Genomic DNA, 23,378 nt, shown 5'->3' on the forward strand with positions numbered 1-23,378 from the left:
ATCATGCCGCGCAGTGGGCGCGGCATGATGCCAATATTCTCTACTGCTCTAGGGCGTTCTATCTGTTCTATTCGGCGTCTTCGGCAGCAACCGGCGCTGGCTTGCGGCCCTTGAAGTGCTTGGCCAGCAAGAACATTTCGACGGACTCGGAGCGTGACGAAGCAGGCTTGATGTGAATGACCTGCTTGAAGTTCTGCTTGAGCATGTCAAGCAACGTTTTCTCCGTACCACCCTGGAAGGTCTTGGCCAGGAAGTGACCGCCTTCAGCCAAAACCTGCACGGCAAAATCCGCTGCCACTTCGCACAGATGCATCGTGCGAATATGGTCGGTCTTCTGGTGACCGGTGGTCGGCGCTGCCATATCCGACAGAACGAGATCCGGCGTGCCCCCGACGGATTCGATCAGCAAATCTGGCGCGCTGGGGTCGAGAAAGTCGAGATGCAGAATTTTGACGCCGGGAATGGGGTCAAGCTCAAGGAAGTCGATGGCGGCGACGCGGATGTCGTCTTCGGTCGAATCCGTCACCTTGGCCGCTATCTGCGACCAGCTGCCGGGAGCAGCACCCAGATCGATGATGCGGCGCGCATCCTTCAAAATCTGGTGCTTGTCGTTGATTTCCAGCAACTTGAAAGCCGCGCGGGCACGGTAGCCCTCCAGCTTTGCCCGCTGCACATAGGGGTCGTTGATGTGACGCTCGATCCAGCGGCGGGACGAAGGCTTCAGCTTTGCCTTCTTCACCTTCTGCCCGATCTTGCGTCCGGTACGGTTGGTACTCGTGGGCGCCTTGCTCATATCAACTCTTTCGTTCCGGTTTGCCCTGCATTTGCGCACGGCGAATCTTGTTGCGGCGCCACGCGCCATCGTCTGCCATCATATCCGTCAAAAGCCCCTCGCGAAGCCCCCTGTCGGCCACGCGCATGCGCCGGGATGGCCAACGCTTGCGGATCGCCTCAAGGATGGCGCAACCGGCCAGAACCAGATCGGCACGATCCGGCCCGATGCAGGCATTAGCGGCGCGGCCTTCGAAATCCCAAGCCAGCAACTTGTCCTGCATGGCGGTGACCTCGTCGTCCGATAGCCAAAGACCATCGACCTTTCTGCGATCATAGCGCGGCAAGTCGAGATGAACACCAGCCAGCGTCGTCACCGTGCCAGAGGTTCCGATCAGGTGAAAGTCCTCATGCGATGCCTGCGCGCCCAGCGGTGGGCAATGGAACCCGTCCAGCAGGCCCTCGACCTCACCCACCATGGCCGCGAAGACATCCGGCGTCACATCGCGCCCGCCATGCCGCTCGGACAACGTCACGACACCCACCGGCAGCGACGTCCAGTGCGTAATGTGGTTGGCAAGCCGACTGGACCTGTTTTCACCAACGCTGATCACCGCGATCTCCGACGAGCCGCCGCCAATATCGAACAGCACGACAGAGCGCGCCTCGCGACCGACGAGCGACGAGCAGCCGGAAACCGCCAGACGGGCCTCCGTCTCGCGGCTGATGATCTCAAGAACGAGCCCCGTCTCACGCGTGACACGCGACAGAAACTCTTCGCCGTTGACCGCCTGGCGGCAGGCCTCCGTCGCAATCAGCCGCATGCGGCGAATGGAGCGTCCGGCAAGTTTGGCCGCGCAAACCTTCAGCGCCTCGACCGCGCGATCCATGGCATCGTCGGAAAGCCGTCCCGTCGACACCAGCCCCTCGCCCAGTCGCACGATGCGCGAAAACGCATCCACCACCCGGAACTGTCCGGGGCGGGTAGGCTGTGCAATCAGGAGACGGCAATTGTTGGTGCCGAGATCGAGCGCGGCATACATATCCGCATTGGTATCAGCGTTGCCGTCACGGTAATGCACCTGCGACCGCCCATGGCCGCGGTGCTGCTGATCTATTGGTGTGGGGGCATGCGCAGGTGCCGCCGCACCATTCTGACGCGCAGACGTCTTGGGCGCATGGGTGGGCATGAGCGGCCTGCCCTGCGGTCCGCGTTGCGTACGCTTTCCGCCACGCGACTTGCGTTTGCCCTGCGATGGTTGCTGTTGACCTGATGTCTCGGTGGCCGGGCTAGTAGCGCCTGTTTCCTGCGATGCCTGAGCACCGCTCTGGCCACCCTCTTGGCCGCCTCCCTGTCCGCGCGCACGCCTGCGTCGCTTACGCTTTCGCGGTTCGGAGTCACGCTCCGCATTGCCAGTGTTTGGGGAATCCGTGCGGGAATCGGCATGATGTAGCTGCGGCAAAGCCTGCGCATCACGGGGCTTACCGCTGCGCCTGCTCTTGCCACGACGGGAACGCTTCGCATTCCCCTTTTCCACCGCCGACGCCCCTGATTCCGACGGCTTTGCGCCGTTACCGGGGTCAGTCACTGTTCTATCCATATCCGCCGCGCGAAAGCGTAAAGCGATGCTGCTGGCGTTCATAAGTTACGTTGACGCAACCATACCAGCGCCCGGCATTTTAGCCAACCGATTTTTGGGTGGGGCGTTGCAGCCCTCTGCTGTCGTAGGACGCGAAGCGGAATCGGGCTAATCCGCCGCTTGACGAGAGAGCCCTTCTTTTGAAGAAAATCCGGTTATCAGCGCCGATTGCCGCCCGACTCCCGTCTTCGACAATATGCGCTTCACAACTGAATCGTCTCGCCAAGACACATTGACCACGCCACTCGGCTTTCCGGTGCTGTCAGGTCGTAAGTTCCGGCTGGCTGCGATTGCAGAATATCCCGCCCCACAGGTGAAAATAGACCCGGCGTAAATACCATCGACAATATCTGCACCTCCAAACATGGATAAACGTGATCTTCCGCGCCGTTGCGACGCCAACTCAAGGTTTAGGCAAGAAACGTTTGCCAAGAGTGCAAACATAAGTAGCCCACCAAATTCTAGACGCGATGGAAGGTACAAAATGCTTTTGGAAATGTCATATCCTGCGGCGTCAGTGACTAATGCGACAACCCTCGCAGTTCTCACCTATGACGACCCGGATGGCTACGCCAATGCACAGTCAACCTACGAACGATGGCGCGAACATCTTCCAGCGACAGCATTTGCGATTGTGCCACTCCCGCACGCACCAGAGCTTCCGGCACGATTGGCAGTTCTGGAAAAGCAATTCGGACTTCCCAAACAGCGCATGGCACTCATCGGGTTTGGCTCAGCCGCCGACAAAATACTGTGTGAAGCCCTAAAAAGCGAAGACAAGTTCGCGGCCATCATCAGCTTCAACATGCATCTTGAAAACTTCGCGATGGATTGCAAAAGCTTACCGCCGGTCTTTCTTGTTCATGGGGGGCTCAATCCTCACGCGCCACCTGCGAACTTTCTGAAAATGTTCCATACCTTGTCAGAAACCGGCATTCCTGTTTCGATCTGCTTCCGTCCAGAAGCTGGTCTGGAACTGACATCTTCCGGCCTTCTAGCGGCGATGTATTTTTTGCAAGGAGCCTTTGCGGCACAGGGGCCCTTCAAGGCTGCTGAAGCTCAACAATCACGAGAGAATCTGGCTGATCGCGCAAAAAGTATCAAAGCGATTATCTGGGATCTTGACGATACGCTGTGGGACGGGACACTGGATGATGTCGGCGCCCTGGCACTCAAAGCGTTTCGGGTCGACACCATCAAGCGCCTTAACAAATGCGGACTGATTTCCGCCATATGTTCCAAAAATGACTTCGACACCGCAAAGGCCAAACTGATCGAACTCGGCATATGGGATGAATTCGTCTTTCCTCGGATTGCTTTTGTCCCAAAGGGCGATGCCTTGAAATCCATGATTTCAGACATGCAGTTGCGACCGAAAAACTGCCTGTTCATCGATGATAACGCCGTTAATCTGGCAGAGGCTTGCGCCGCTCTCCCCGACCTTCAAGTCCTTGATGCAACGGCGGCAGATTGCGACGTGTTCCTGCAGACCCTGCTCGATGCGCATGGCCATGTCACCAAGTCGCGACTGGAGGATTACCGGGCACTGGAGAATCGCGTCAGTGAAGACCAACTGCATGGGGGAAGCAGGGAAGAGTTTCTGAAATCCTGCGACATTCGTGTCGCCATCGCCAGAGAATCCGACGTGGTCGACTTTGCACATCGGATTGAAGAACTCATCAATCGAACGAACCAGTTGAACTTCCTGAAGACGCGCGTCGAACCTGGAAGCATGGCCAGATTCCTGTCGGAGTCGTCCTTGCGCATGTCCTTTGCCTTGTTTGCTTGGGACAAATTCGGCTATCACGGTCTTGTCGGATTTATAGCAGTCGACGTTCGAGAAAACACCTTGCTGCACATGACGTTTTCTTGCCGCATCATGCACATGGGCATGGAAAATCTGTTTTTGGCGCACGTTATGGAACACTATCCAAATCTTAAAGTTCCGCCTACCTTGACGATAGAGCCAACCATTCCATCGTGGATTACGCAGGAAAACTATAACGCAGCCCCGATTCGAGCCCTGATTCTGGATAGGGAAAAAAACATTGAGGTCGACCCCGCCAAGGTAAAAATCCGGTTCATGGCGCATTGCCATTCCGGCACCTTCGCGCATTTTTCAGGCTTGAGGGATATTGCGGAGATCGACAATTATCCGCGCGTATTCGCTCTGCCGCTCATGCTCCGTCTTGATCCCAGCGTGCAGAATTTCCCGGACTTTCTCGTGTACCATACCGGTATCGACTATATGGATATGCCTTGGCCGGAAGAAGAACGAGCGGAGCTGGAAACCAAGCTCTATCCGTTTTGCGCGGAAAAGCTTGCGCAGTTTCTTCAGGAGAACGGCAAGCGAATGCTTGTCGTCTGCTCTGCAGCTCCGGACGGCGAAGAGTTCTACTCGGAGACTAATGGCATAACCAAAAGGCGTTTGAAGGGTGTCAGTGACGCTTGGGCGGCCATCGCAGAAAAATTCGACTGCGTCGATCTAATGGACGTCGATAGCCTGGTTGGCGCTGACGGGATGGTCGACGTTCTTCACTTCAAGGTGGAATCCAGCGAAAAAATCGCAAAGGAAATCGCCCGTTGGTACTGGGAGTTGAACGCGGATCAGGCAACGCAAAAGATTGCCGCATGTTAAGCGACAGACCGCTCAAACATCGGCATCTTTTAAACAAAAAGCTTTTTGTGAAAAAATGGTACGGTTGGGGGGAATTGAACCTCCGACCTCAGGTGCCACAAACCTGCGCTCTAACCAACTGAGCTACAACCGCATAGAAACGCCGCGTCGGCGTCACGGAGGCTCACATACGGGGAGTTTTTCCGTTTTGCAAGTCCTTCGGTGATATTTGCGAAAAAAGCTTGGGAAAGCAAGCGCGTTCGGGCCGCATGGTCAAACGCTTGCAAAAAGGCTTGGATTGAACGCTTCGCTGCGTGATTGGCGATTGCAAAAGGTGGCCTGCCAACACACATTCTACGTGATGTGCAGAACTTTTTCGTGGGCCTAGCGAATTAACTGTAATTGGCAATTCCCGAGAGAGATGATGGACCTATTGGGCCTGTGAAGTTATTTAAGATTCTGTTAACATCGAGCCGATGCAGGCTGTGTGGTTCCTCATGATGAGGTCTAGCGGTTGCGTGAGGTCAGGTCGTGCCCAGAATAGGTTACCCATGCCCGCCGTACAATATCCATTTATAGACATTGCAGTTCATGAGCGTGTTCGCGACCATTTCGGTCGCGGCGAAGCCATGGCCCTGTTTTCGATGGATCTGCAAAGTGCGCTCTGGGCAAACGGTCGCGGTGCTGCGCTGTTCGGCACGCCGATGATCTATGATTTTCTGGAGCGCGGACCACGACAGCAGGACGTGACCTTCCGCCAGTTTTCCGCAACGGCAGGACGCCTTGTGAAGACCGGCGATAGCGGTCAGTTCACGATCCGCATTCATTCTGGCTTCAGAAGCGTTTCGGTCATCGCAACCGCCGAGATCATTGAGGTGGAAGCGGGCGAGCAGGCCCTGCTGTTCACCGCCCCTATCGATGCTGCCATCCCTTCATTGCAGGAACGTGCGCGCCGGATGATAGAGGGTTTCGACGACCCCGACATTCACATGGCCGTGCTGGATGCAAACAGCAAAATCCTGGCGGCATCCACCGGGTTTGCCGGGCTCGGCATCACACCTGTCACCACGCGCACCCTTGTTTCCATGGCGTCCGGCCAGCAGGGCAAGCTGGTGAAGCGACCTGTGCCCGCAGGCAAAGGCTATTTGCCCGCCGCCGCCGGACAGCTATCGCAGGACCCGGAACTCAATTTGTTGTTCGTGGTCGAGACGGTCATCGGTACACTCGATCCTTCCGCCGAATTCACGCAGACGAAGCCGGAGCCACAAGTACAGCCGGAACCGCAGGCTCAGCAGGAACCTGAGCCAACCGCTCCCGTCGAAATGGCCGATGAAACAGCGCAGACCATTGCCGAGGTACCGGACGTCGTGGCGGATATAGATTATATCTCCGAGCCGCAGGACGCTGATGATGATGCCGAGGTGATTGCGGACGCGGTTGCCGTGGAAGCGGCAGAGCCGGAGGTTGCGAACGAGGCTCTGGCCGAAGACGAGATCGAACAACCAGCAGAACCGATGCCGATCATTGACGAAGACCCAGAAGCGCAGATGGTCGAGGCTGAGCCCGAATTGCCGCTGCTGGCAGAGCCCGCCGTCGCCACCGTTGAAAACGCGGAACCTGACACGACGCAGGCTGACGAAGACGCGCCCTTCGTGTTCGATCCAAACCGTCGCGCGTCCCGCTTTGTCTGGAAGATCGATGCGGCCGGGCGTTTTACCTCGATCTCGCGTGAATTTTCCGACGCTGTCGGACCGAAGGCTGCCAATGTCGAGGGCATGAGCTTTTCCGATCTCGCTGCCCTGTTCAATCTGGATCCTGATGGCAAGATCACCGAGCTTTTGAACCGGCGCGATACATGGTCCGGCAAGACGATTTTCTGGCCGGTCGAGGGCACATCGCTGACCGTTCCTATCGATCTGGCCGCGCTGCCGACCTATACCCGCTCGCGCGAATTCGACGGCTTCCGGGGCTTTGGCATCGTGCGCATTGGCGACGCGGTGGAAGACCCGAATGCGGTTGGCCTGTCTCTGGCTGCCGGACCGCTGTCTGCCGAAGAGGTGCAGCCGGAGACCGCCGAGCCAGCGCCTGTTGACGAGGAAACGCTCTTTTCCCTGCCGCAGGAGGATGAAGAAGCCGAGGTTCAACCCACTTCCATTCCTGACGCGGTGAATGAAAACGTAGCGGAAGACGAGCCGCGCAGCTACGAGCCGCCCGACCATGAAGTGCCTGCGCTCAGGATTACCGAGACGCCGAACCGCCGTTATTCCGACAAGGTGGTGCAGTTCGAAGACCGGCGCGCCAAAAGCCGCGAGCAATTGACCATCAGCGAGCGTGCGGCCTTTCAGGAAATCGCCCGCACATTGAAGCCTGTGGTCAGCGATGAAGATGGTAGCGACGAGCATCAGGAAATCGCTGCGACAGAGGCGGTGGAGATCATCACCCCTGAGCCCGAAATCGTGGCCGATGTGCAGCCGCAGGATGAGGCTTCCACCCCGGAAGCGACAGTCGCAGCGCCGCAGGCCGAAGAAGACGACTTTGCAGATTACACGCGGGGCGATGAGCCGGTCAGCTTCGTTGTGCCACTCGCCTCCGCCCGCGGTGCGGATGCTGAAGAGGCGACCGACGCACTTTCCGGGCAGCGCGCGCCGCTGCGTCCCGCCGCGACCTTGACGGCAGAGACGATAGACCAGATGCCGCTCGCGCTTCTCATCCACAGCGGTGACCGGTTGATCCACGCCAACCCGGAGTTTCTACGTTTGACGGGTTATGCGACAGCCGAAGACTTGGCCGAGGTCGGCGGGCTCGATGCGCTGTTGCAACGGGACGAACTGGACGCCGTATCGGAACGCTCAGGCGGTATGGTTGCCGTCAGTGCCGATAACGAGCTGATCCCGGTCAAGGCACGGCTACAATCCATTCGCTGGGAAGATGCGGGCGCGTTGATGCTGTCGCTGATCCCAACGGATGAGCAAGCCGCGCATCCCCTGCCCGCCAACAGCAATAGCGAAGCACCTGTTGGAGAAACGGATGCCGAAGTCACCGACCTGAAAGGCCAGGTCGAGGAGCTGCATTCCATTCTGGAAACAGCGACGGACGGCGTTGTGCTGCTGGGTGAAGACGGTACCATTCGCTCGCTCAACCGTTCGGCCAGCGCGCTGTTCAATTACGATCATGACGAACTTTCCGCCAAGCCGTTCGTGACCCTGTTTGCGCATGAAAGCCAGCGGGCCGTGCTGGATTACCTTTCCGGGCTTGCCAACAACGGCGTTGCCAGCGTTCTGAACGATGGCCGCGAGGTGATCGGTCGTGAAGCGTCTGGCGGTTTCCTGCCATTGTTCATGACCATCGGCCGGTTGAAATCCTCCAACGGCTACTGCGCGGTCATCCGCGACATTACCCAATGGAAGCGCACCGAGGAAGATTTGCGCAACGCCAAACGCGCCGCAGAAACCGCAAATGCCCACAAGACGGATTTCCTTGCCCGCGTCAGTCATGAAATCCGCACGCCGTTGAATGCGATCATCGGCTTTGCGGACATGATGGCGACGGAGCGGTTCGGCCCGGTCGGTCATCCACGCTACGTCGAATATTCCAACGATATCGTCCGCTCTGGCCGCCATGTTCTCGACATCGTCAACGACCTTCTCGACATCTCGAAGATCGAGGCGGGGCAGATGGATGTGGACTTCAAAGCCGTTGCCTTGAACGACACGATTGCCGAGGCCGTTTCCATCGTGCAGCCGCAGGCCAACAATCAGCGCGTCATCATCCGCACTGCATTGTCGCAGTCCGTGCCGCCGATCGTTGCCGATCTGCGCTCCATCAAGCAGATCATGCTCAATGTGCTGTCGAACGCCATCAAGTTCACACCTTCAGGCGGACAGATCGTGGTGTCCACGGCCTATGAGGCAAACGGCAGTGTCGTGCTGCGCATTCGCGACACCGGCATCGGCATGACCCGGGCGGAGTTGGAACAGGCGATGAAACCGTTCCGTCAGGTTGCAGCCTCTAGCAGCCGTGTGCGGGGCGATGGCACCGGCCTTGGCCTGCCGCTGACCAAGGCGATGGTGGATGCGAACCGCGCCAACTTCTCGATCACATCGGCCCCCAATGAGGGAACGCTGGTGGAAATCAGCTTTCCTTCGCAGCGCGTGCTTGCGAACTAGCCCTTTGCGGTATTAGCAATGTGGGAGAGCGGTATTCGCTCTCTCGCATTTTAATCTGCGCATCGGCCTGCCGGTGCCGGAAGGATCAGAGCTTGCCGCTGTCCCATGCTTCCCCTACCCGCACGGTTGCCCGAAGCCTGAAACCTTCGGGGCTTTCACTCGGCACGCTGGTTCTTGCGGTGGCGGTAGCCATGCCGCTGATCGCAATCTTTTCCATTGCGGCCACGGGCGGCACCGATGGCTGGCGCCATCTGCTGGTCAATGTGTTGCCTCGCGCGGGCGGCCAGACGCTGATGCTGCTCGCCATGACCGGTTTTGCCGCCGCCGTCTTCGGCATCATTACCGCATGGCTGGTCAGCACTTTCCAGTTTCCGCTTCGCCGTGCCCTTTCGGTCGCGCTGGTGCTGCCGCTCGCCATTCCGTCCTATCTTGCTGCCTATGCGTTCGGCGAGTTTCTGGATTTTACCGGGCCGGTGCAGAGTGCCCTCCGCACGCTGTTCGGCTATCATTCCATCAGGGATTACTGGTTTCCCGATATCCGTTCTCTCGGCGGCTCGGTGCTGGTACTCAGCTCCGTCCTTTACCCTTATGTTTATCTTTCGGTCAGAGCGGCGTTTGGCCTGCAGGGCCGCTATGCAACGGAAGCCGCCAGAACACTCGGCGCGAGCCCGCTGCGCATATTCCTGTCCGTGCAGTTGCCTATGGCACGACCCGCCATCATCATCGGCCTTGCCTTGGTGATGATGGAAACGCTGAATGACATCGGGGCCGTGGAATATCTCGGTGTGCGTACGCTGACCTTTGCCATTTACGAGACATGGCTGAACCGCGGCAATCTGGCAGGCGCGACACAGATCGCCTCGGTCCTCATCCTCATCGTAGCGGCGCTCATCATCACCGAAAGGCGGGCACGCAGCCGCCAGCGGTTTTCAGCCGCCAAGTCCACGGCAATGACGCAGCGCTTTGCCCTGAAGCCTCTGCCAGCCGCAAGGGGTTGGGCTGCCACGGTGTTTTGTCTGCTGCCGATCTTCTCGGGCTTTGCAATCCCGGTGCTGGTTCTGGGCGGTTATGCGTTGAAACGGCTTGGTGCGCTGTCGAACCCCAAACTGCTCAAGGCGCTCGCCCACAGTCTGGAAGTTTCGCTGTCTGCGGCGCTGATCACTCTCATCTGCGGCTTTATCTTTGCCTATGTGCAGCGGGTCAATGCTTCGCCACTGGCGCGGTCGGCAAGCCGCATCGGCTCGCTTGGCTACGGCATACCGGGCACCGTGCTGGCCATCGGCGTGCTGCTGCCGCTATCGGCGCTCGACAATGCGATGGATGGATTTCTGCGACTGCACCTGAATTACTCGACCGGACTTCTGTTGTCCGGCACCGCCTTTGCGATCATCTACGCACACAGCGTCCGCTTCATGACGCTGGCGGAAGGCACAATCGATGCCGGGTTCCAAAAGCTCTCGCCTCACATCGACATGGCGGCAAGGACGCTGGGACGCACCCGTGCGCAAACCCTCATCACCGTTCTCTTACCCAACATCCGCCCTGCTGCCATCACGGCGGCGTTGCTGGTTTTTATCGAATCCCTGAAAGAACTGCCCGCCACCATCATGCTGCGGCCCTTCAACTTCAACACGCTGGCAACCCTCGTCTACGAAGACGCGTCACGCTCCAAGGTTCAGGACGCCTCCATCCCCGCCCTCATCATCATCGCTGCCGGTTTGATACCCGTGCTGCTGGTGTCGCGATCGCTGGATTATAGAGGCGAGGCGGGCAGGCAGTAATCCATCCATCTGCACCAGCCTGAAGAAAGCCTTGGCGGATATGTTTGCCGAGGAAAGTAATGCTGCTCATTCCTCAAGCCCTTCCTTTCCGACGTGGATAGAGAAGAGGCATGAAGGATACGCATGAGTATCGCGAAAACAGATTCCGCAAACGCTGAGCTTGGCTCCCACCCATATAGTGCGCTCCCCGACCGGGCGATCTGGCGCAAAGCGGTGGCCGAGACCCATGCGTTGCAGTTGGAAAATCTGTACAAGAAGAAATTCGACATCTCCCCCCAGACGGCAATTGCGACAGCCGGCAGCTGCTTTGCGCAGCATGTTGCCACATCGCTGAAAAAGAACGGTTTTGCCTTCACGGACTTCGAACCCGCGCCACCTCTTTTTCCGCCAGCGCAGGCCAAGAGCTACAATTATGGGGTCTATTCCGCCCGCTATTGCAACATTTACAGCGCACGGCAGTTGCTCCAGACGTTTGACCGGGCATTTGGCCGGTTCACGCCCGGTGAGCAAGCGTGGCGCAAGGGCGAAGGCGTGGTCGATCCATTTCGTCCGCTCCTGGAGCCTGAGCCGTTTTCAAGCATTGCCGAACTGGAGCGCTCCCGCCAGTCCCATTTCGCGGCGATACGAGAGCTCTTTACAAAGACCGAAGTCTTCGTCTTCACGCTGGGCCTGACCGAAGCCTGGATTTCCAAAAGCGATGGCGCCGTTTTTCCGCTTTGCCCCGGCACAGTGGCCGGCCGATTTGACGAGAGCGATTACGAATTCAAAAACTTCAACTACTTCGAGATTTTCGAAGACCTCGTTGCCATCATCACGCGGTGGCGTGAGGTCAATACCGATATAAAATTCGTGCTGACCGTCTCCCCCGTTCCGCTGACTGCGACCAAGAGCGATGATCACGTTCTCGCGGCATCGCTGTATTCCAAGTCCGTGCTGCGTGCGGTTGCAGGCCATCTTTCGAATGAAGCCGATTTCGTCGATTACTTCCCCTCCTATGAGATCATCGCAGCGCCGAGCGGGCGCGGTATTTTCTACGATCCCAACCTGCGCACAGTAACGCCCGCAGGTGTCGATTACGTCATGTCACATTTTTTCAAAGAGCACCGGGGCGGCACGTCCGCACCCTCCACGATGACAAGCAGGCCAATCGATATTGGCGACCATGAGATCGTCTGCGAGGAAATGATGCAGGCGCAGGAGCTTGGCTATGCTTGAAATTGTCGGAGATTCGCACATCATCGCGCTGGCGGAAGCGGTCAAGCATGTCTCCTTCAACAGCCGGCACGGGCAATTGCGCATCGCCCAGATGGGGCACGGCTATAACTTTCTGGAGCCTTTCTTTTCCGTCGACAACGATACCGTCGCGTTTACCCAGGCGCCTGCGAAGGCGATATTCGAGAAAATCAACCCGGATCATCCGACCGTCATTTGCCGAAACGATCCTCGACGCTTCGTCTTCATGTTCGGGCTCTATCCAAGCTTTGGTTTCGATCAAAAGCACTGGACGACACACACCGCCGCAATCTGGTCTCAGGACCGACAGTTCGTCTCAAAGAGCGGCTTTGACGCGATCATCGATCACACGCTGAAAGAACCCATGTCGTTCTTCCGCACACTGCGTGGCATGAACATTGAGTTCTCAGTTGCTTCCTGTTGCCCTGTACCATCAAGCTATCAGAGACTGGCCGGGAAAACCCAATTCGCTGACGGCGAGATCGCTTTTATCTACAATCGGTTCCGCGACCGCGCGACGGCACAACTAAAAGACATGGGCATCGCCTATCACCATCCACCTACGTCGGTTTACGATGCAGATGGCGCGATGCTCGACGTCTTTGCAAAACAACCGGGCGACTATCACGCCAATGTCGAATACGGACGCCTTATGCTGGAAAAAATTCTTCAGGACGTGGAGCAGTCCTGACTTGTCATCAGGCGCATCCGTCGAAAAGAAAAGGCAGCCGAGGCTGCCTTGAGAGTTTGTGCTTATTAACGAGAGTCGGAATAAAACAACATCATGTCTTTGAGCCACCGGCCCGGTCACCCTCTCATTGAGTGCACCCACGTTGCCTACCATTTGGAACATGGCCATTTAACAAAGAGTTAAAGGGCGACTACACCATTTAGGGACAACAAAATCCTAAGGCCATCTGCCGGATTTCGCGACGCGACGCGTAGGCTCCCCGTTCATCCTTTTGCCGCGGCATGTTCATCGCGCATGCGCTGCAATTCGCCGCGCTTGGACGCAATGGAAGCGCAGATGACGCCGACTGTGACGAGCGCGATCAGGATGGTGCAGATGGCGTTGATCTCAGGCGTGACACCGAGACGCACCTGCGAGTAGATCTTGATCGGCAACGTCGTGGCGCCCGGCCCGGTGGTGAAGCTGGCGATCACGAGATCGTCCAGCGACAGCGAAAAGGCCAGCATCCAACCGGCGACGACGGCGGGCAGGATGAGCGGTAGCGTGATGCGGAAGAAGGTTTTGACTGGTGGGCAACCGAGATCGAGTGCCGCTTCTTCCAGACTGCGGTCGAAGGTCAGCAGGCGTGACTGCACGACGATGGCCACGTAGCACATGGTGAAAGTCGTATGCGCGATGACCACGGTCCAGAAACTGCGGTCCACGCCGACGGCCACAAACAGCAGCAGCAGCGATAGCCCGGTGATGACCTCAGGCATGACCAGTGGCGCATAGATCATGCCGGAAAACAGAATGCGGCCCGGAAAGCGGGAGAACCGCGTGAGCGACAGTGCCGCCAGCGTGCCGAGAATGGTGCCGATGGTGGCGCTGAGAACGGCGACGCGCGCGGTGATCCATGCTGCATCCATCAAGCCCTGGTTGGACCACATGGAACTGTACCATTGCAGCGAAAAGCCGCCCCATACCGTGACCAGCTTGGAGGCATTGAAGGAATAGACCACCAGAATGATGATGGGGATGTAGAGAAAGGCAAAACAGAAGGTGAGAATGGTCGTATCGAACTTGCCGCGCTTCATCGCTATGCCACCTTCTTCTGCTGGTTCTGGAAGATGGCAATGGGCACGACAAGCAACAGCAGCAACAGCACGGCAACGGCGGACGCCAACGGCCAGTCACGATTGCCGAAGAATTCCGTCCACAACGTCTTGCCGATCATCAGCGTTTCCGCCCCGCCCAGCAGATCGGGGATGACGAACTCGCCGGTAATGGGAATGAAGCAGATCATCGATCCGGCGATGACGCCAGGCAGCGACAACGGGAAGGTGATTTTCCAGAAGGCTTTCCAGGGCGGGCAACCGAGATCGTTGGCTGCTTCCAACAGTGTCGCATCCAGCTTTTCCAGCGCAGCGTAAAGCGGCAGCACCATGAAGGGCAGGTAGGAATAGACGATGCCGATGAAGACGGCGGTATCCGTGCGGAAGATATTGACCTGCTCGTCCGGCCCGAGAAGTCCGATGGTCTGGAACAGCAGCGTCAACAAGCCCTCCGGTTTCAGAATGCCGATCCACGCGTAAACGCGAATGAGGAACGATGTCCAGAACGGCAGGATGACCAGCATGACCAGCGTGGGGCGGATGGTGCTCGGCGCACGCGCCATGGCCAGCGCCATGGGATAGCCGATCAACAGCAGAAGGAAGGTCGAGATGAAGGCGATGCGCAGCGACGACAGATAGGCTTCGATGTAAAGCGGGTCTTCCGTCAGAAACAGATAGTTCTCGAAATCCAGCTGCGAAAAGAAATCGCCGATCCTCGCAAAGCCTTCGAAGACCGGCGTATAAGGCGGCATGGCGATGGCGGTGTCTGAAAAGGAGATTTTCAGAATGATGAGGAAGGGTGCTGCGAAGAACAGCAGCAGCCAGAGATAGGGTATGGCCACCACCAGCCAACGGGTGGGGCTTTGCCGGTTTTCCGGAGACGAAATCGCCATGTTCAACCCTCCCTCAGCGTGTGAGAACCAGACCGGAATCGGCTTTCCAGTTGAGCCAGACCATATCCCCGAAGGTGATGGGTCGGTCGACCAGACGCGAAACATTGGCCTGCGCGGCACGAATGACGCGTCCATCATCCAGCTTGACGATGAACACCGAGAAATCGCCGAGATAACCGATATCCCAGACCTCGCCATGCGCGACGTTCGGCGATGTCTCCGTCGGTGCATCCAGCGAGATGCCGACCTTTTCCGGGCGGACGGCGAAGGCCACCCTGTCACCGATTGCGGCGGCGCAGTCCTGCTCCACGGTGACATCAAGACCATCGCAATCCAGCTGCACGGCAGGGCCTGTCTTGGACGTGACCGTGGCGTCGAAGATATTGATGTCGCCGATGAAATCCGCCACATAGCGGCTGTTGGGGGCTTCGTAAATTTCAGCCGGTGTGGCCACCTGCGCGACAATCCCCTTGTCCATCACGGCAATGCGGTCCGAGACCGTCATCGCCTCTTCCTGATCGTGCGTCACGATAAGGAAGGTGGTGCCTAGCGTTTGCTGAAGGTCCATCAGTTCGAATTGCGTTTCCTCGCGCAGCTTCTTGTCCAGCGCGCCGAGAGGCTCATCCAGCAACAGCACCTTGGGGCGTTTGGCAAGCGACCGGGCCAGCGCTACGCGTTGCCGTTGACCGCCGGAAAGCTGGCTTGGCTTGCGTTTGGCAAACTCGGTGAGCTTGACCATGCGCAGCATTTCCTCGACGCGAAGCTTGATATCGGCCTTGGGCAGACCATCCTGCTCCAGCCCGAAGGCGATGTTCTTTTCCACCGACATATGCGGAAACAGCGCGTAGGACTGGAACATCATATTCGTGGGCCGCTTATAGGGCGGTACGCCGGAGATGTCCTTGCCCTGCAAGAGGATACGACCTTCCGTCGGCTCCTCGAAACCGGCCAGCATGCGCATCAGCGTGGTCTTGCCGCAGCCGGAAGGGCCGAGCAGCGAGAAGAATTCGCGCTCGTAAATATCCAGCGTCAGATTGTCGACAGCGACGAAATCCCCAAACCTCTTGGTGACATTCTCAAACCGGATGAACGGCGCCGCCGCCGGATCAGTCCATGGAGAGAATTTGCGTTTAACCGGGCCAAGAGATTTCGCCATGAACTGTCCCATCTGCTGTATGAAGAGGCTGAACGAGAAAGGGGCAGGAGTTTCCACCCGCCCCTTTTGAAAACCCGGTCAGCTGCCGGTTTTTATCTGGGTCCAGACGCGGTTGAGAACGCGTTGTTCTTTCGGTCCATAAGGCGAGATGGTGAAGAGCTTCTTCATCGTCTCCGCATCCGGGTAAACGCCCGGGTTCTTGGACACGGCCTCATCCATCAGCGGCTGGGATGCGAGGTTTCCGTTGGCATATTGGACGTAATCCGAAGCCTTGGCGGCAACATCAGGCTTCATCATGAAGTTGATGAAGGCGTGCGCTGCATCGACATTCTTGGCATCTGCCGGAATGGCGAAGGAATCCATCCAGATATAGGTGCCTTCCTTGGGAATGACGTAGTTCACTTCCACGCCGTTCTTGGCTTCCTCAGCGCGGGTCTTGGCCTGAAGAATGTCGCCGGACCAGCCGATGGTGATGCAGCTGTCGCCATTGGCAAGCTCATCGATATAGGCAGAGGAATTGAAGGTTTTGACCGAAGGGCGGATCGCCTTGTAGACATCGCCACCGGCTTCCAGATCAACGGTTTCCTTGCTATCGGGGTTCTTGCCGATGTAGTTCATGGCGATGGCGAAGGTTTCGTCGGATGCATCGAGAATGTTGATGCCGCAGGACTTCAGCTTGGCCGCGTTTTCCGGCTTGAACAGAATATCCCAGCTGTCGACCTTAACGTCAGCGCCGAGTGCGGCCTTGATCTTGGCCACGTTGTAGCCGATGCCGGTGGTGCCCCACATGTAGTTGACGGCATATTCATTGCCGGGATCATACTGCGACAGGCGCGTGGTGATTTCCGGCCACATGTTCTTGAGGTTCGGAAGCTTGGACTTGTCCAGCTTCTGGTAGACCCCAGCCTTGATCTGACGCGCCAGGAACGGCGATGTCGGCGCAACCACATCATAACCGGAATTGCCGGCCAGCAGCTTGGTTTCCAGCACTTCGTTGCCATCATAAACGTCGTAAACGACCTTGATGCCGGTTTCCTTGGTGAATTCTTCCAGAAGGGCAGGATCGATATAGTCGGACCAGTTGTAGACGTGGACGACCTTTTCCTGCGCAAATGCGGTGCCAGCGGCCAGAACGGCTGCGGCAACGGCGAGGCTGAAACGAAGCGAACGATGTTTCATGATATCTCCTGTTTGAACGCGCCGTGGGAAGGCGCGTGATCCCCTTGTTTTGCCAGAGACTAGAAAGGAAAAGTTGCGGCGGCAAGCGGGAAATGTGCAGCGCGGCAATTTCAAACAATTGTGTTGAAAGCCACTACTGAAAATCGAAAACGCTGAGGCCCGTCACCATTTCATCCAGCCCCAGCGGACGTGTTAGCGGTGCCTCCGCCCGCGACAGACAACCCTGCCGCTCACACAGCCGACAGGACGGGCCGATGGCGATGGTACCGGCCTTGATGCCAACGACATCACCATAAACCGTCTCTTTCGCCAGCGCCGCATCGCAGGCGACCATAATGGCCGTGCGACGAATGCGCTCTCCAAACCCCGCCTGCGGGCCATCCAGCGAGCGGGCGATGGTGAGATAGACCCCGCCATCCGGCATCTCAACCTGTTCGGCCAGCACCTGCCCCGGTTGAGAAAAGGCGGCGTGGACATTGAGCTTCACGCACTGCCCACCGAACCGCGCCTGCGGGAAACCCTGTGCGCCCGCCCTGCGGAAGCGGTTTCCGGCGCTGTCGATTTCCATCAGGAAAAATGGAATGCCGGAAACACCCGGACGCGCCAGCGTGACGAGGCGGTTTGCCGCCTGCTCGAAGGAGACATTGAAGCGCCCGCGCAGGATATCGATATCGTATCGCGCACGCTGCGCGGCGGCCAGATATGCGCCATAGGGCATCATCAGCGCGTGGGCTGCGTAACGGGCAAGCTCGAACCGGGCGATGCGCTTTGCCTCTTCGCCTGAGAGAGCCAGGGCTTGCAGCTCAGTGTCGATCTCGTCCGTCAGCGCCAGAAGACAGGCCTCCATCGCCATTTCGCGTAACTGGTCCTGCGGGGACAGGCGCTCCGACAGAAACAGCCGCATGGAGTGGCGGTCATAACGGCGGCGCAGGTTGGGCATGGCGTGAACCGGCATGGAGCGCACGACGATGCCGTGGTTTTTCTGGAGCCAGCTTTTCAGCGCGGCGGCCAGATCATCACCGGGAGACAGCGCCGTATGAAAAGCTTCTGCCGCCACATCCAATTGCGCGAAATGCGCCGCGCGCCGCTCGAAGATTTCCCGGACTTCATCGATTGGTAGGCGAGTGGCCGACAGTGTTGTCTGGTGCCCTTCCCGCGCAAGAAGGTCTGAGAGATCGCTGAGGCGCTGCGCTTGCTCCTTATAAGCGCGGTAGAGCTTGGTAATGCCGCTGGCCGCATTGGGTGCAGCTTCCGCCACCTCGACTAGCTCCTGCCCCGATGGCACCTCGCCCGCCAGCAGTGGATCGGCAAAGACTTCGCGCAACTGGCTGGCAATGCCGCCGCTTTCGCCCTGCAAATCATCCAGATCCACCTTATAAACGGAGCTCAGTTTCAACAGCAGTTGCACGGTCAGCGGGCGCTGGTTGCGCTCGATGAGATTGAGATAGGACGGCGAGATCGACAGCGCCTCTGCCATGGCCGTCTGCGTCAAGCCCAACCCGTTGCGCACACGCCGAACGCGCGGCCCCGCAAATATCTTGGCCTCCACCAGACCCTCCTCCCTTTACAAAATCCACACAAGATTAGTCGCGCACGATTTTTACAAAATTTACAATTTTACAACTCCAGCATGTCAAAGACGATACAGCATAACCTCTTTCAAGTCACTGATTTTCCTTTTTATCTGGCGTAAAAATCCTCGAAACTGTAAATTCAGTCACATCGGAGCACACATCATATCGGAGTAAGGATGTGTGGAAAGATTTACGGTTCTGACAAGGGAGAGAGACATGACTGATTTTTACAAGCTGGTTCCAAACGCACCACATGGACGTTTCGATGGTATCGAGCGCACGTACACGGCAGCGGATGTGGAGAAGCTGCGCGGCTCTGTCGATATCCGTTATTCGCTGGCGGAAATGGGCGCGAACCGATTGTGGAAGCTGATCAACGAGGAAAGCTACATCAATGCGCTCGGCGCGCTTTCCGGCAATCAGGCCATGCAGATGGTTCGCGCCGGTCTGAAGGCGATCTATCTCTCGGGCTGGCAGGTTGCGGCGGACGCCAACACGGCATCTTCCATGTACCCGGACCAGTCGCTTTACCCGGCCAATGCAGCGCCGGAACTGGCAAAGCGCATCAACAAGACATTGCAGCGCGCCGACCAGATCGAAACTGCCGAGGGCAAGGGCCTATCCGTCGATACGTGGTTTGCGCCCATTGTTGCCGATGCCGAGGCCGGTTTCGGTGGCCCGCTGAATGCGTTTGAAATCATGAAGGCGTTCATCGAGGCTGGTGCTGCCGGTGTTCACTATGAAGACCAATTGGCATCGGAAAAGAAATGCGGACATCTGGGCGGCAAGGTTCTGATCCCGACAGCGGCCCATATCCGCAACCTGACGGCGGCGCGTCTGGCGGCCGACGTGATGGGCACACCGACGCTGGTCATCGCCCGCACCGATGCCGAAGCCGCCAAGCTTCTGACGTCTGATATCGATGAGCGCGACCGTCCCTTCGTGGATTACGATGCCGGGCGTACCGTCGAGGGCTTCTATCAGGTCAAGAACGGTCTAGAACCCTGCATTGCGCGCGCCAATGCCTATGCGCCCTATTGCGATCTGATCTGGTGCGAAACGTCCAAGCCGGATCTGGAGCAGGCGAAGAGATTTGCGGAAGGCGTGCACAAGGTACATCCGGGCAAGAAGCTGGCTTACAATTGCTCGCCATCCTTCAACTGGAAGAAACACTTGGATGATGCGACAATTGCCAAGTTCCAGCGCGAACTCGGTGCCATGGGTTACAAGTTCCAGTTCATCACCCTTGCCGGGTTCCACCAACTCAACTACGGCATGTTCGAACTGGCACGCGGCTACAAGGACCGGCAGATGGCAGCCTATTCGGAGCTTCAGGAAGCGGAATTCGCCGCCGAAATCAACGGCTACACCGCCACCAAGCACCAGCGCGAAGTCGGCACCGGCTATTTCGATGCGGTCTCGCTCGCCATATCCGGCGGCACCTCATCCACCACGGCGATGAAGGAATCGACCGAACACGACCAGTTCCGCCCCGCTGCGGAATAAGTAAGCAAGCCCATTGAACGGAGGAAAACCAATGGCTTCGATTTCAAGAGTTAAGGAACGCACCGAGGAGCAATCCTCATCCATGAGCCAGGATCAGCAAAACGCCATCCGCATGCTGGCCAACGACCTGCACCGCCTCAACCAGGCGGTCATGAATGCGGTCGAGGCCGGTGTCTCGGTAGAACTCGTCCGCTCCGCCCGCCACCATGGCGGCGACGGAAACTGGGGTGATCTGCTGATCCCCGTCATCGTCGCGCAGGGCAAGGCGGCGGCATAACCACAATCTCAAGCCGGGCGGTTGTGCCGTCCGGCGAAGAGATCGGAATGCCCCTTGATAAGCTTCACCATACGATCCGCCACCGTCCTGATATCGCGACGGTGGCGGTCCACTTTTGTGTGGGGCGATGCGAGGTTGATGCAGCAGAAGGTTTTTGAAGTTAGTCTCTGGCCAATTTGTAAGCAGAAAAAGCAAATACCAGCCCCAATGTACCGTCTATCCAACGCCGCAGCCGACTATAGACAGACACCATTTTCGGTGTCGAAAACAGAATAGCAATTAACGTGTAGAACACGACGGAAAATAAAATCGTGCCTGAAAGGACGGCAAGTATTGTCCAGGCAGGAGCATTCGGTTCGATGGCAAGAGCGATGATCGCCACCCAAGTCAGCACTGCTTTTGGATTGGCAAGATTGAGAGCACAGCCACGTAAAAATACGTTGATCGTGTTGTATTCCTTTTTGCCAGTGAGGCTCACGTCGATATCGTATTTTGAGAACGCCGAAGCAAATGCCTTCCAAGCAAGGTACAAGAGATAGAAACATCCAAGGATGCGGATGATGTCGAGAATACCGGCATAGGCGACGAGCAAAGTGGACAGACCGAGAAACGCAAGAATTCCCCACACCAACGCACTAGCCGCAATACCCAGCCCCATCGCGATACCGGCTTTCCGACCCGACTCCATGGCAGTTCCCATCGTTGCTAGCATCGCAGGCCCCGGACTAACTGCCGAAACAACATATGTTGTGAAAGCGAGCATAATGCCGGGCCAATAGGAATGAATTGAACTCATATCGCTTTCCTTGAAATTAAAAAAGCCAATTGAGTCAGCCTAACGCTCTCAGATTTGACGTGAAATTCCCCGCACAACAAGCGCCCAAATTGCAGTATTTACAAGTTTGACGTCAGCAAAACTTAAATTGATGAATCCATATGACGCTCGCTATCCTAAGTCACCTTTGACGAAGATAGCGGCAACAAAAACCGGGACGAGTCGCTGAGACGGGTCATCGTGGCGCAGGGAAAGGCGTCGGTTCGATTATAATCTAAGGACGAGTGGTTTTGCCGCCCGGATTTGCCGGATCACAAGTTGCAGCAATCTGCGACGTCATCCTTGGGCTTGTCCCAAGGATCTAATCACGTCGAATAAAATTATGACGTTGCAGATACTCGGGACAAGCCCGAGCATGACGGAAAAGGGCTCTCAGCGCGTCTTCAGCAAATCAAAACAACAGCACGAGAAACGCAGCAATCGCACCCGCCGAAATCAAGGTCAGGCGGAAGGCGTAGACAGTGGTGTCATTGGCGGCGCGAGCAATTGCGATGGCGCGGGCGGGTTTTCTGGACATCATCATGAGCGGCTTCCTGAACGAGAAACATAACCGATCGATGCCGGGTTCCGGCGTCCAGCGGGACATCATGTATCAACTTGCGTTGTGCTGGCATTCGATCAGCATGACTCCGCGTCTCTTAATAAGGCATTAAGATGTCGAGGCTTTACACAGATTCCCCGGCAGCGTGGCCGGATGCCCATGCCCATTGGAAATTATAGCCGCCGAGCCAGCCCGTGACATCCACACATTCGCCGATGAAATAGAGGCCCGGCACGGGTTTGGCCTGCATGGATTTGGAGTCGAGATGGGTGGTATCAACACCGCCGAGCGTGACTTCCGCCGTGCGATATCCTTCCGAGCCGGAGGGTTTTATCGACCACTCCTGTACGGCGGCAGTCAAAACGCCCAACGTCTTGTCGGACATATCGCCAATGTTGCCGGTAACCCCTGCCCGCTCCACCACATGCTGCGCCAGTCGCTTCGGAAGGATTTCGCCCAGCACGGTCTGCGCAGACTGGCGGCCATTGGTCTTTTTTGCCGCTTTCAGATGGCCAAGAATGTCCAGATCGGGCTCCATTTTCAGGCTGATCTCATCACCCTCGCGCCAGTAGGATGAGATTTGCAGGATAGATGGACCGCTTAGCCCTCGGTGGGTGAACAGCAGCGCCTCATTGAACGAGGTCTTGCCGTGGGAAATTTCAGCTGGGACGGCGATGCCGGAGAGAGCCGAGAGCTTTTCAAGCTGCGTCGGCTCAAGGGTCAAAGGCACGAGGCCAGGGCGGGTTTCGATGATGCCAAGGCCGAATTGCTCGGCAATGCGATAGGCAAAGCCGGTTGCGCCCATTTTGGGAATGGATTTTCCACCGGTCGCAAGAACCAGACTGTCGGTCTCAATGATGCTGGATGAGGTCGCGACGCGAAAGCCGCCAGTCGGAATGGCTTCCACTGAAGTAATCTCCGTTTGCAGCCGTAGTTTCACGCCCACCGCCTGCATTTCGGCCAGCAGCATACGGATGATATCCTTGGCACTGTCATCGCAGAACAGTTGCCCGAGCGTCTTTTCGTGAAACGGGATGCGGTGCTTCTCCACAAGCGATATGAAATCACGTGGCGTGTAGCGCGCGAGTGCCGATTTGGCGAAATGCGGATTGCTGGAGAGGTAGTTTTTCGGGGCCGCATGGACATTGGTGAAATTGCAGCGACCACCGCCGGAAATGCGGATTTTCTCGCCCGGTGCCTTGGCGTGATCGATGATAATGACAGAACGGCCGCGCTGACCGGCACGGATGGCGCACATCATGCCAGCGGCGCCTACGCCTAAAATCAGCACGTTACATTTTTCCGTCATGGAGTTTCCCTAGTTTCGGTGTACTTCCTCTTTTCGAAGTCAGGTCTGTTGTCAATGGCGCTTCCCCCCTCGCCAATTGCCAAAGTCTGACTATGATAGTGCCAATCGAAACGCA

At 57.5% G+C, this 23,378-nt stretch carries 17 protein-coding genes, 1 tRNA gene and 1 pseudogene; 7 read left to right on the top strand and 12 right to left on the bottom strand.

The features are described 5' to 3' along the window. Positions 1 to 67: 67 nt before the first annotated feature. Positions 68 to 793: an RlmE family RNA methyltransferase gene (locus tag QRN55_RS13105; protein ID WP_111840909.1), complete on the bottom strand. Its 726-nt coding sequence runs from the start codon at positions 791 to 793 to the stop codon at positions 68 to 70. Between the two features lies 1 nt (position 794). Further along, a complete protein-coding gene (locus QRN55_RS13110; RefSeq protein WP_284777010.1) occupies positions 795 to 2,414 on the bottom strand; it encodes a Ppx/GppA phosphatase family protein in 1,620 nt (539 codons plus the stop codon). 481 nt (positions 2,415 to 2,895) lie between these two features. Between QRN55_RS13110 and QRN55_RS13115 the strand changes: the two genes are divergently transcribed. Continuing rightward, complete coding sequence (locus QRN55_RS13115) at positions 2,896 to 5,049, top strand: hypothetical protein (protein ID WP_284777011.1); 2,154 nt, start codon at positions 2,896 to 2,898, stop codon at positions 5,047 to 5,049. Positions 5,050 to 5,105: 56 nt separating this feature from the next. On the opposite strand, the gene QRN55_RS13120 is transcribed toward QRN55_RS13115, so the two are convergent. Next, positions 5,106 to 5,182 (bottom strand) — tRNA-His (locus QRN55_RS13120). A 397-nt stretch (positions 5,183 to 5,579) separates the two neighbouring features. Here QRN55_RS13120 and QRN55_RS13125 point away from each other — a divergent pair. The 4 genes from QRN55_RS13125 (at position 5,580) to QRN55_RS13140 (ending at position 12,899) form a co-directional block, all read left to right on the top strand. Continuing rightward, positions 5,580 to 9,194 carry an ATP-binding protein gene (locus tag QRN55_RS13125; protein ID WP_284777012.1) on the top strand — a complete coding sequence of 1,205 codons (3,615 nt, stop codon included), beginning with the start codon at positions 5,580 to 5,582 and terminating at the stop codon, positions 9,192 to 9,194. A 191-nt stretch (positions 9,195 to 9,385) separates the two neighbouring features. After that, the gene (locus tag QRN55_RS13130) at positions 9,386 to 10,975 is read left to right on the top strand and encodes an ABC transporter permease (RefSeq protein WP_284777181.1); all 1,590 of its coding nucleotides are present in this window, start codon (positions 9,386 to 9,388) and stop codon (positions 10,973 to 10,975) included. 123 nt (positions 10,976 to 11,098) lie between these two features. Continuing rightward, a complete protein-coding gene (locus tag QRN55_RS13135) occupies positions 11,099 to 12,190 on the top strand; it encodes a GSCFA domain-containing protein (RefSeq protein ID WP_284777013.1) in 1,092 nt (363 codons plus the stop codon). Continuing rightward, positions 12,183 to 12,899: a hypothetical protein gene (locus QRN55_RS13140; RefSeq protein WP_284777014.1), complete on the top strand. Its 717-nt coding sequence runs from the start codon at positions 12,183 to 12,185 to the stop codon at positions 12,897 to 12,899. The genes QRN55_RS13135 and QRN55_RS13140 overlap by 8 nt, the downstream gene beginning before the upstream one ends. A gap of 263 nt (positions 12,900 to 13,162) precedes the next feature. Here QRN55_RS13140 and QRN55_RS13145 read toward each other — a convergent pair whose 3' ends face one another. The 5 genes from QRN55_RS13145 to QRN55_RS13165 form a co-directional block, all read right to left on the bottom strand. Then, positions 13,163 to 13,975, bottom strand: coding sequence for an ABC transporter permease (locus tag QRN55_RS13145; RefSeq protein WP_284777015.1), 813 nt, complete (start codon positions 13,973 to 13,975; stop codon positions 13,163 to 13,165). 2 nt (positions 13,976 to 13,977) lie between these two features. After that, entirely contained in the window at positions 13,978 to 14,886 is a 909-nt protein-coding gene (locus QRN55_RS13150; RefSeq protein ID WP_065699756.1) for an ABC transporter permease subunit, read from the bottom strand. A gap of 13 nt (positions 14,887 to 14,899) precedes the next feature. After that, complete coding sequence (locus QRN55_RS13155) at positions 14,900 to 16,042, bottom strand: ABC transporter ATP-binding protein (protein WP_284777016.1); 1,143 nt, start codon at positions 16,040 to 16,042, stop codon at positions 14,900 to 14,902. 78 nt (positions 16,043 to 16,120) lie between these two features. Further along, on the bottom strand, positions 16,121 to 17,221 hold the full coding sequence (locus tag QRN55_RS13160; protein ID WP_284777017.1) for a polyamine ABC transporter substrate-binding protein: 1,101 nt from the start codon (positions 17,219 to 17,221) through the stop codon (positions 16,121 to 16,123). A gap of 133 nt (positions 17,222 to 17,354) precedes the next feature. After that, positions 17,355 to 18,773 (bottom strand): helix-turn-helix domain-containing protein, encoded by a 1,419-nt coding sequence (locus tag QRN55_RS13165; RefSeq protein WP_284777182.1) that lies wholly within the window; start codon positions 18,771 to 18,773, stop codon positions 17,355 to 17,357. A gap of 238 nt (positions 18,774 to 19,011) precedes the next feature. Here QRN55_RS13165 and aceA point away from each other — a divergent pair, with 238 nt between their 5' ends. Then, on the top strand, positions 19,012 to 20,301 hold the full coding sequence (aceA, locus tag QRN55_RS13170; protein WP_284777018.1) for an isocitrate lyase: 1,290 nt from the start codon (positions 19,012 to 19,014) through the stop codon (positions 20,299 to 20,301). Positions 20,302 to 20,332: 31 nt separating this feature from the next. After that, a complete protein-coding gene (locus tag QRN55_RS13175; RefSeq protein ID WP_284777019.1) occupies positions 20,333 to 20,578 on the top strand; it encodes an SMc00767 family acetate metabolism repressor in 246 nt (81 codons plus the stop codon). Between the two features lie 8 nt (positions 20,579 to 20,586). Here QRN55_RS13175 and QRN55_RS13180 read toward each other — a convergent pair. From QRN55_RS13180 to QRN55_RS13195, 4 genes and pseudogenes are all read right to left on the bottom strand, one after another. Continuing rightward, positions 20,587 to 20,688: pseudogene (locus QRN55_RS13180) on the bottom strand (LysR family transcriptional regulator); the annotation flags it as partial. 50 nt (positions 20,689 to 20,738) lie between these two features. Further along, entirely contained in the window at positions 20,739 to 21,374 is a 636-nt protein-coding gene (locus tag QRN55_RS13185) for a LysE family translocator (protein ID WP_111840899.1), read from the bottom strand. A 430-nt stretch (positions 21,375 to 21,804) separates the two neighbouring features. Further along, entirely contained in the window at positions 21,805 to 21,936 is a 132-nt protein-coding gene (locus QRN55_RS13190; RefSeq protein ID WP_284777020.1) for a hypothetical protein, read from the bottom strand. A gap of 142 nt (positions 21,937 to 22,078) precedes the next feature. Then, complete coding sequence (locus QRN55_RS13195; RefSeq protein WP_284777021.1) at positions 22,079 to 23,263, bottom strand: BaiN/RdsA family NAD(P)/FAD-dependent oxidoreductase; 1,185 nt, start codon at positions 23,261 to 23,263, stop codon at positions 22,079 to 22,081. Between the last annotated feature and the right edge of the window lie 115 nt (positions 23,264 to 23,378).

This window comes from Agrobacterium sp. lyk4-40-TYG-31 (assembly GCF_030209855.1).
Taxonomy (GTDB): Bacteria; Pseudomonadota; Alphaproteobacteria; order Rhizobiales; family Rhizobiaceae; genus Agrobacterium; species Agrobacterium vaccinii.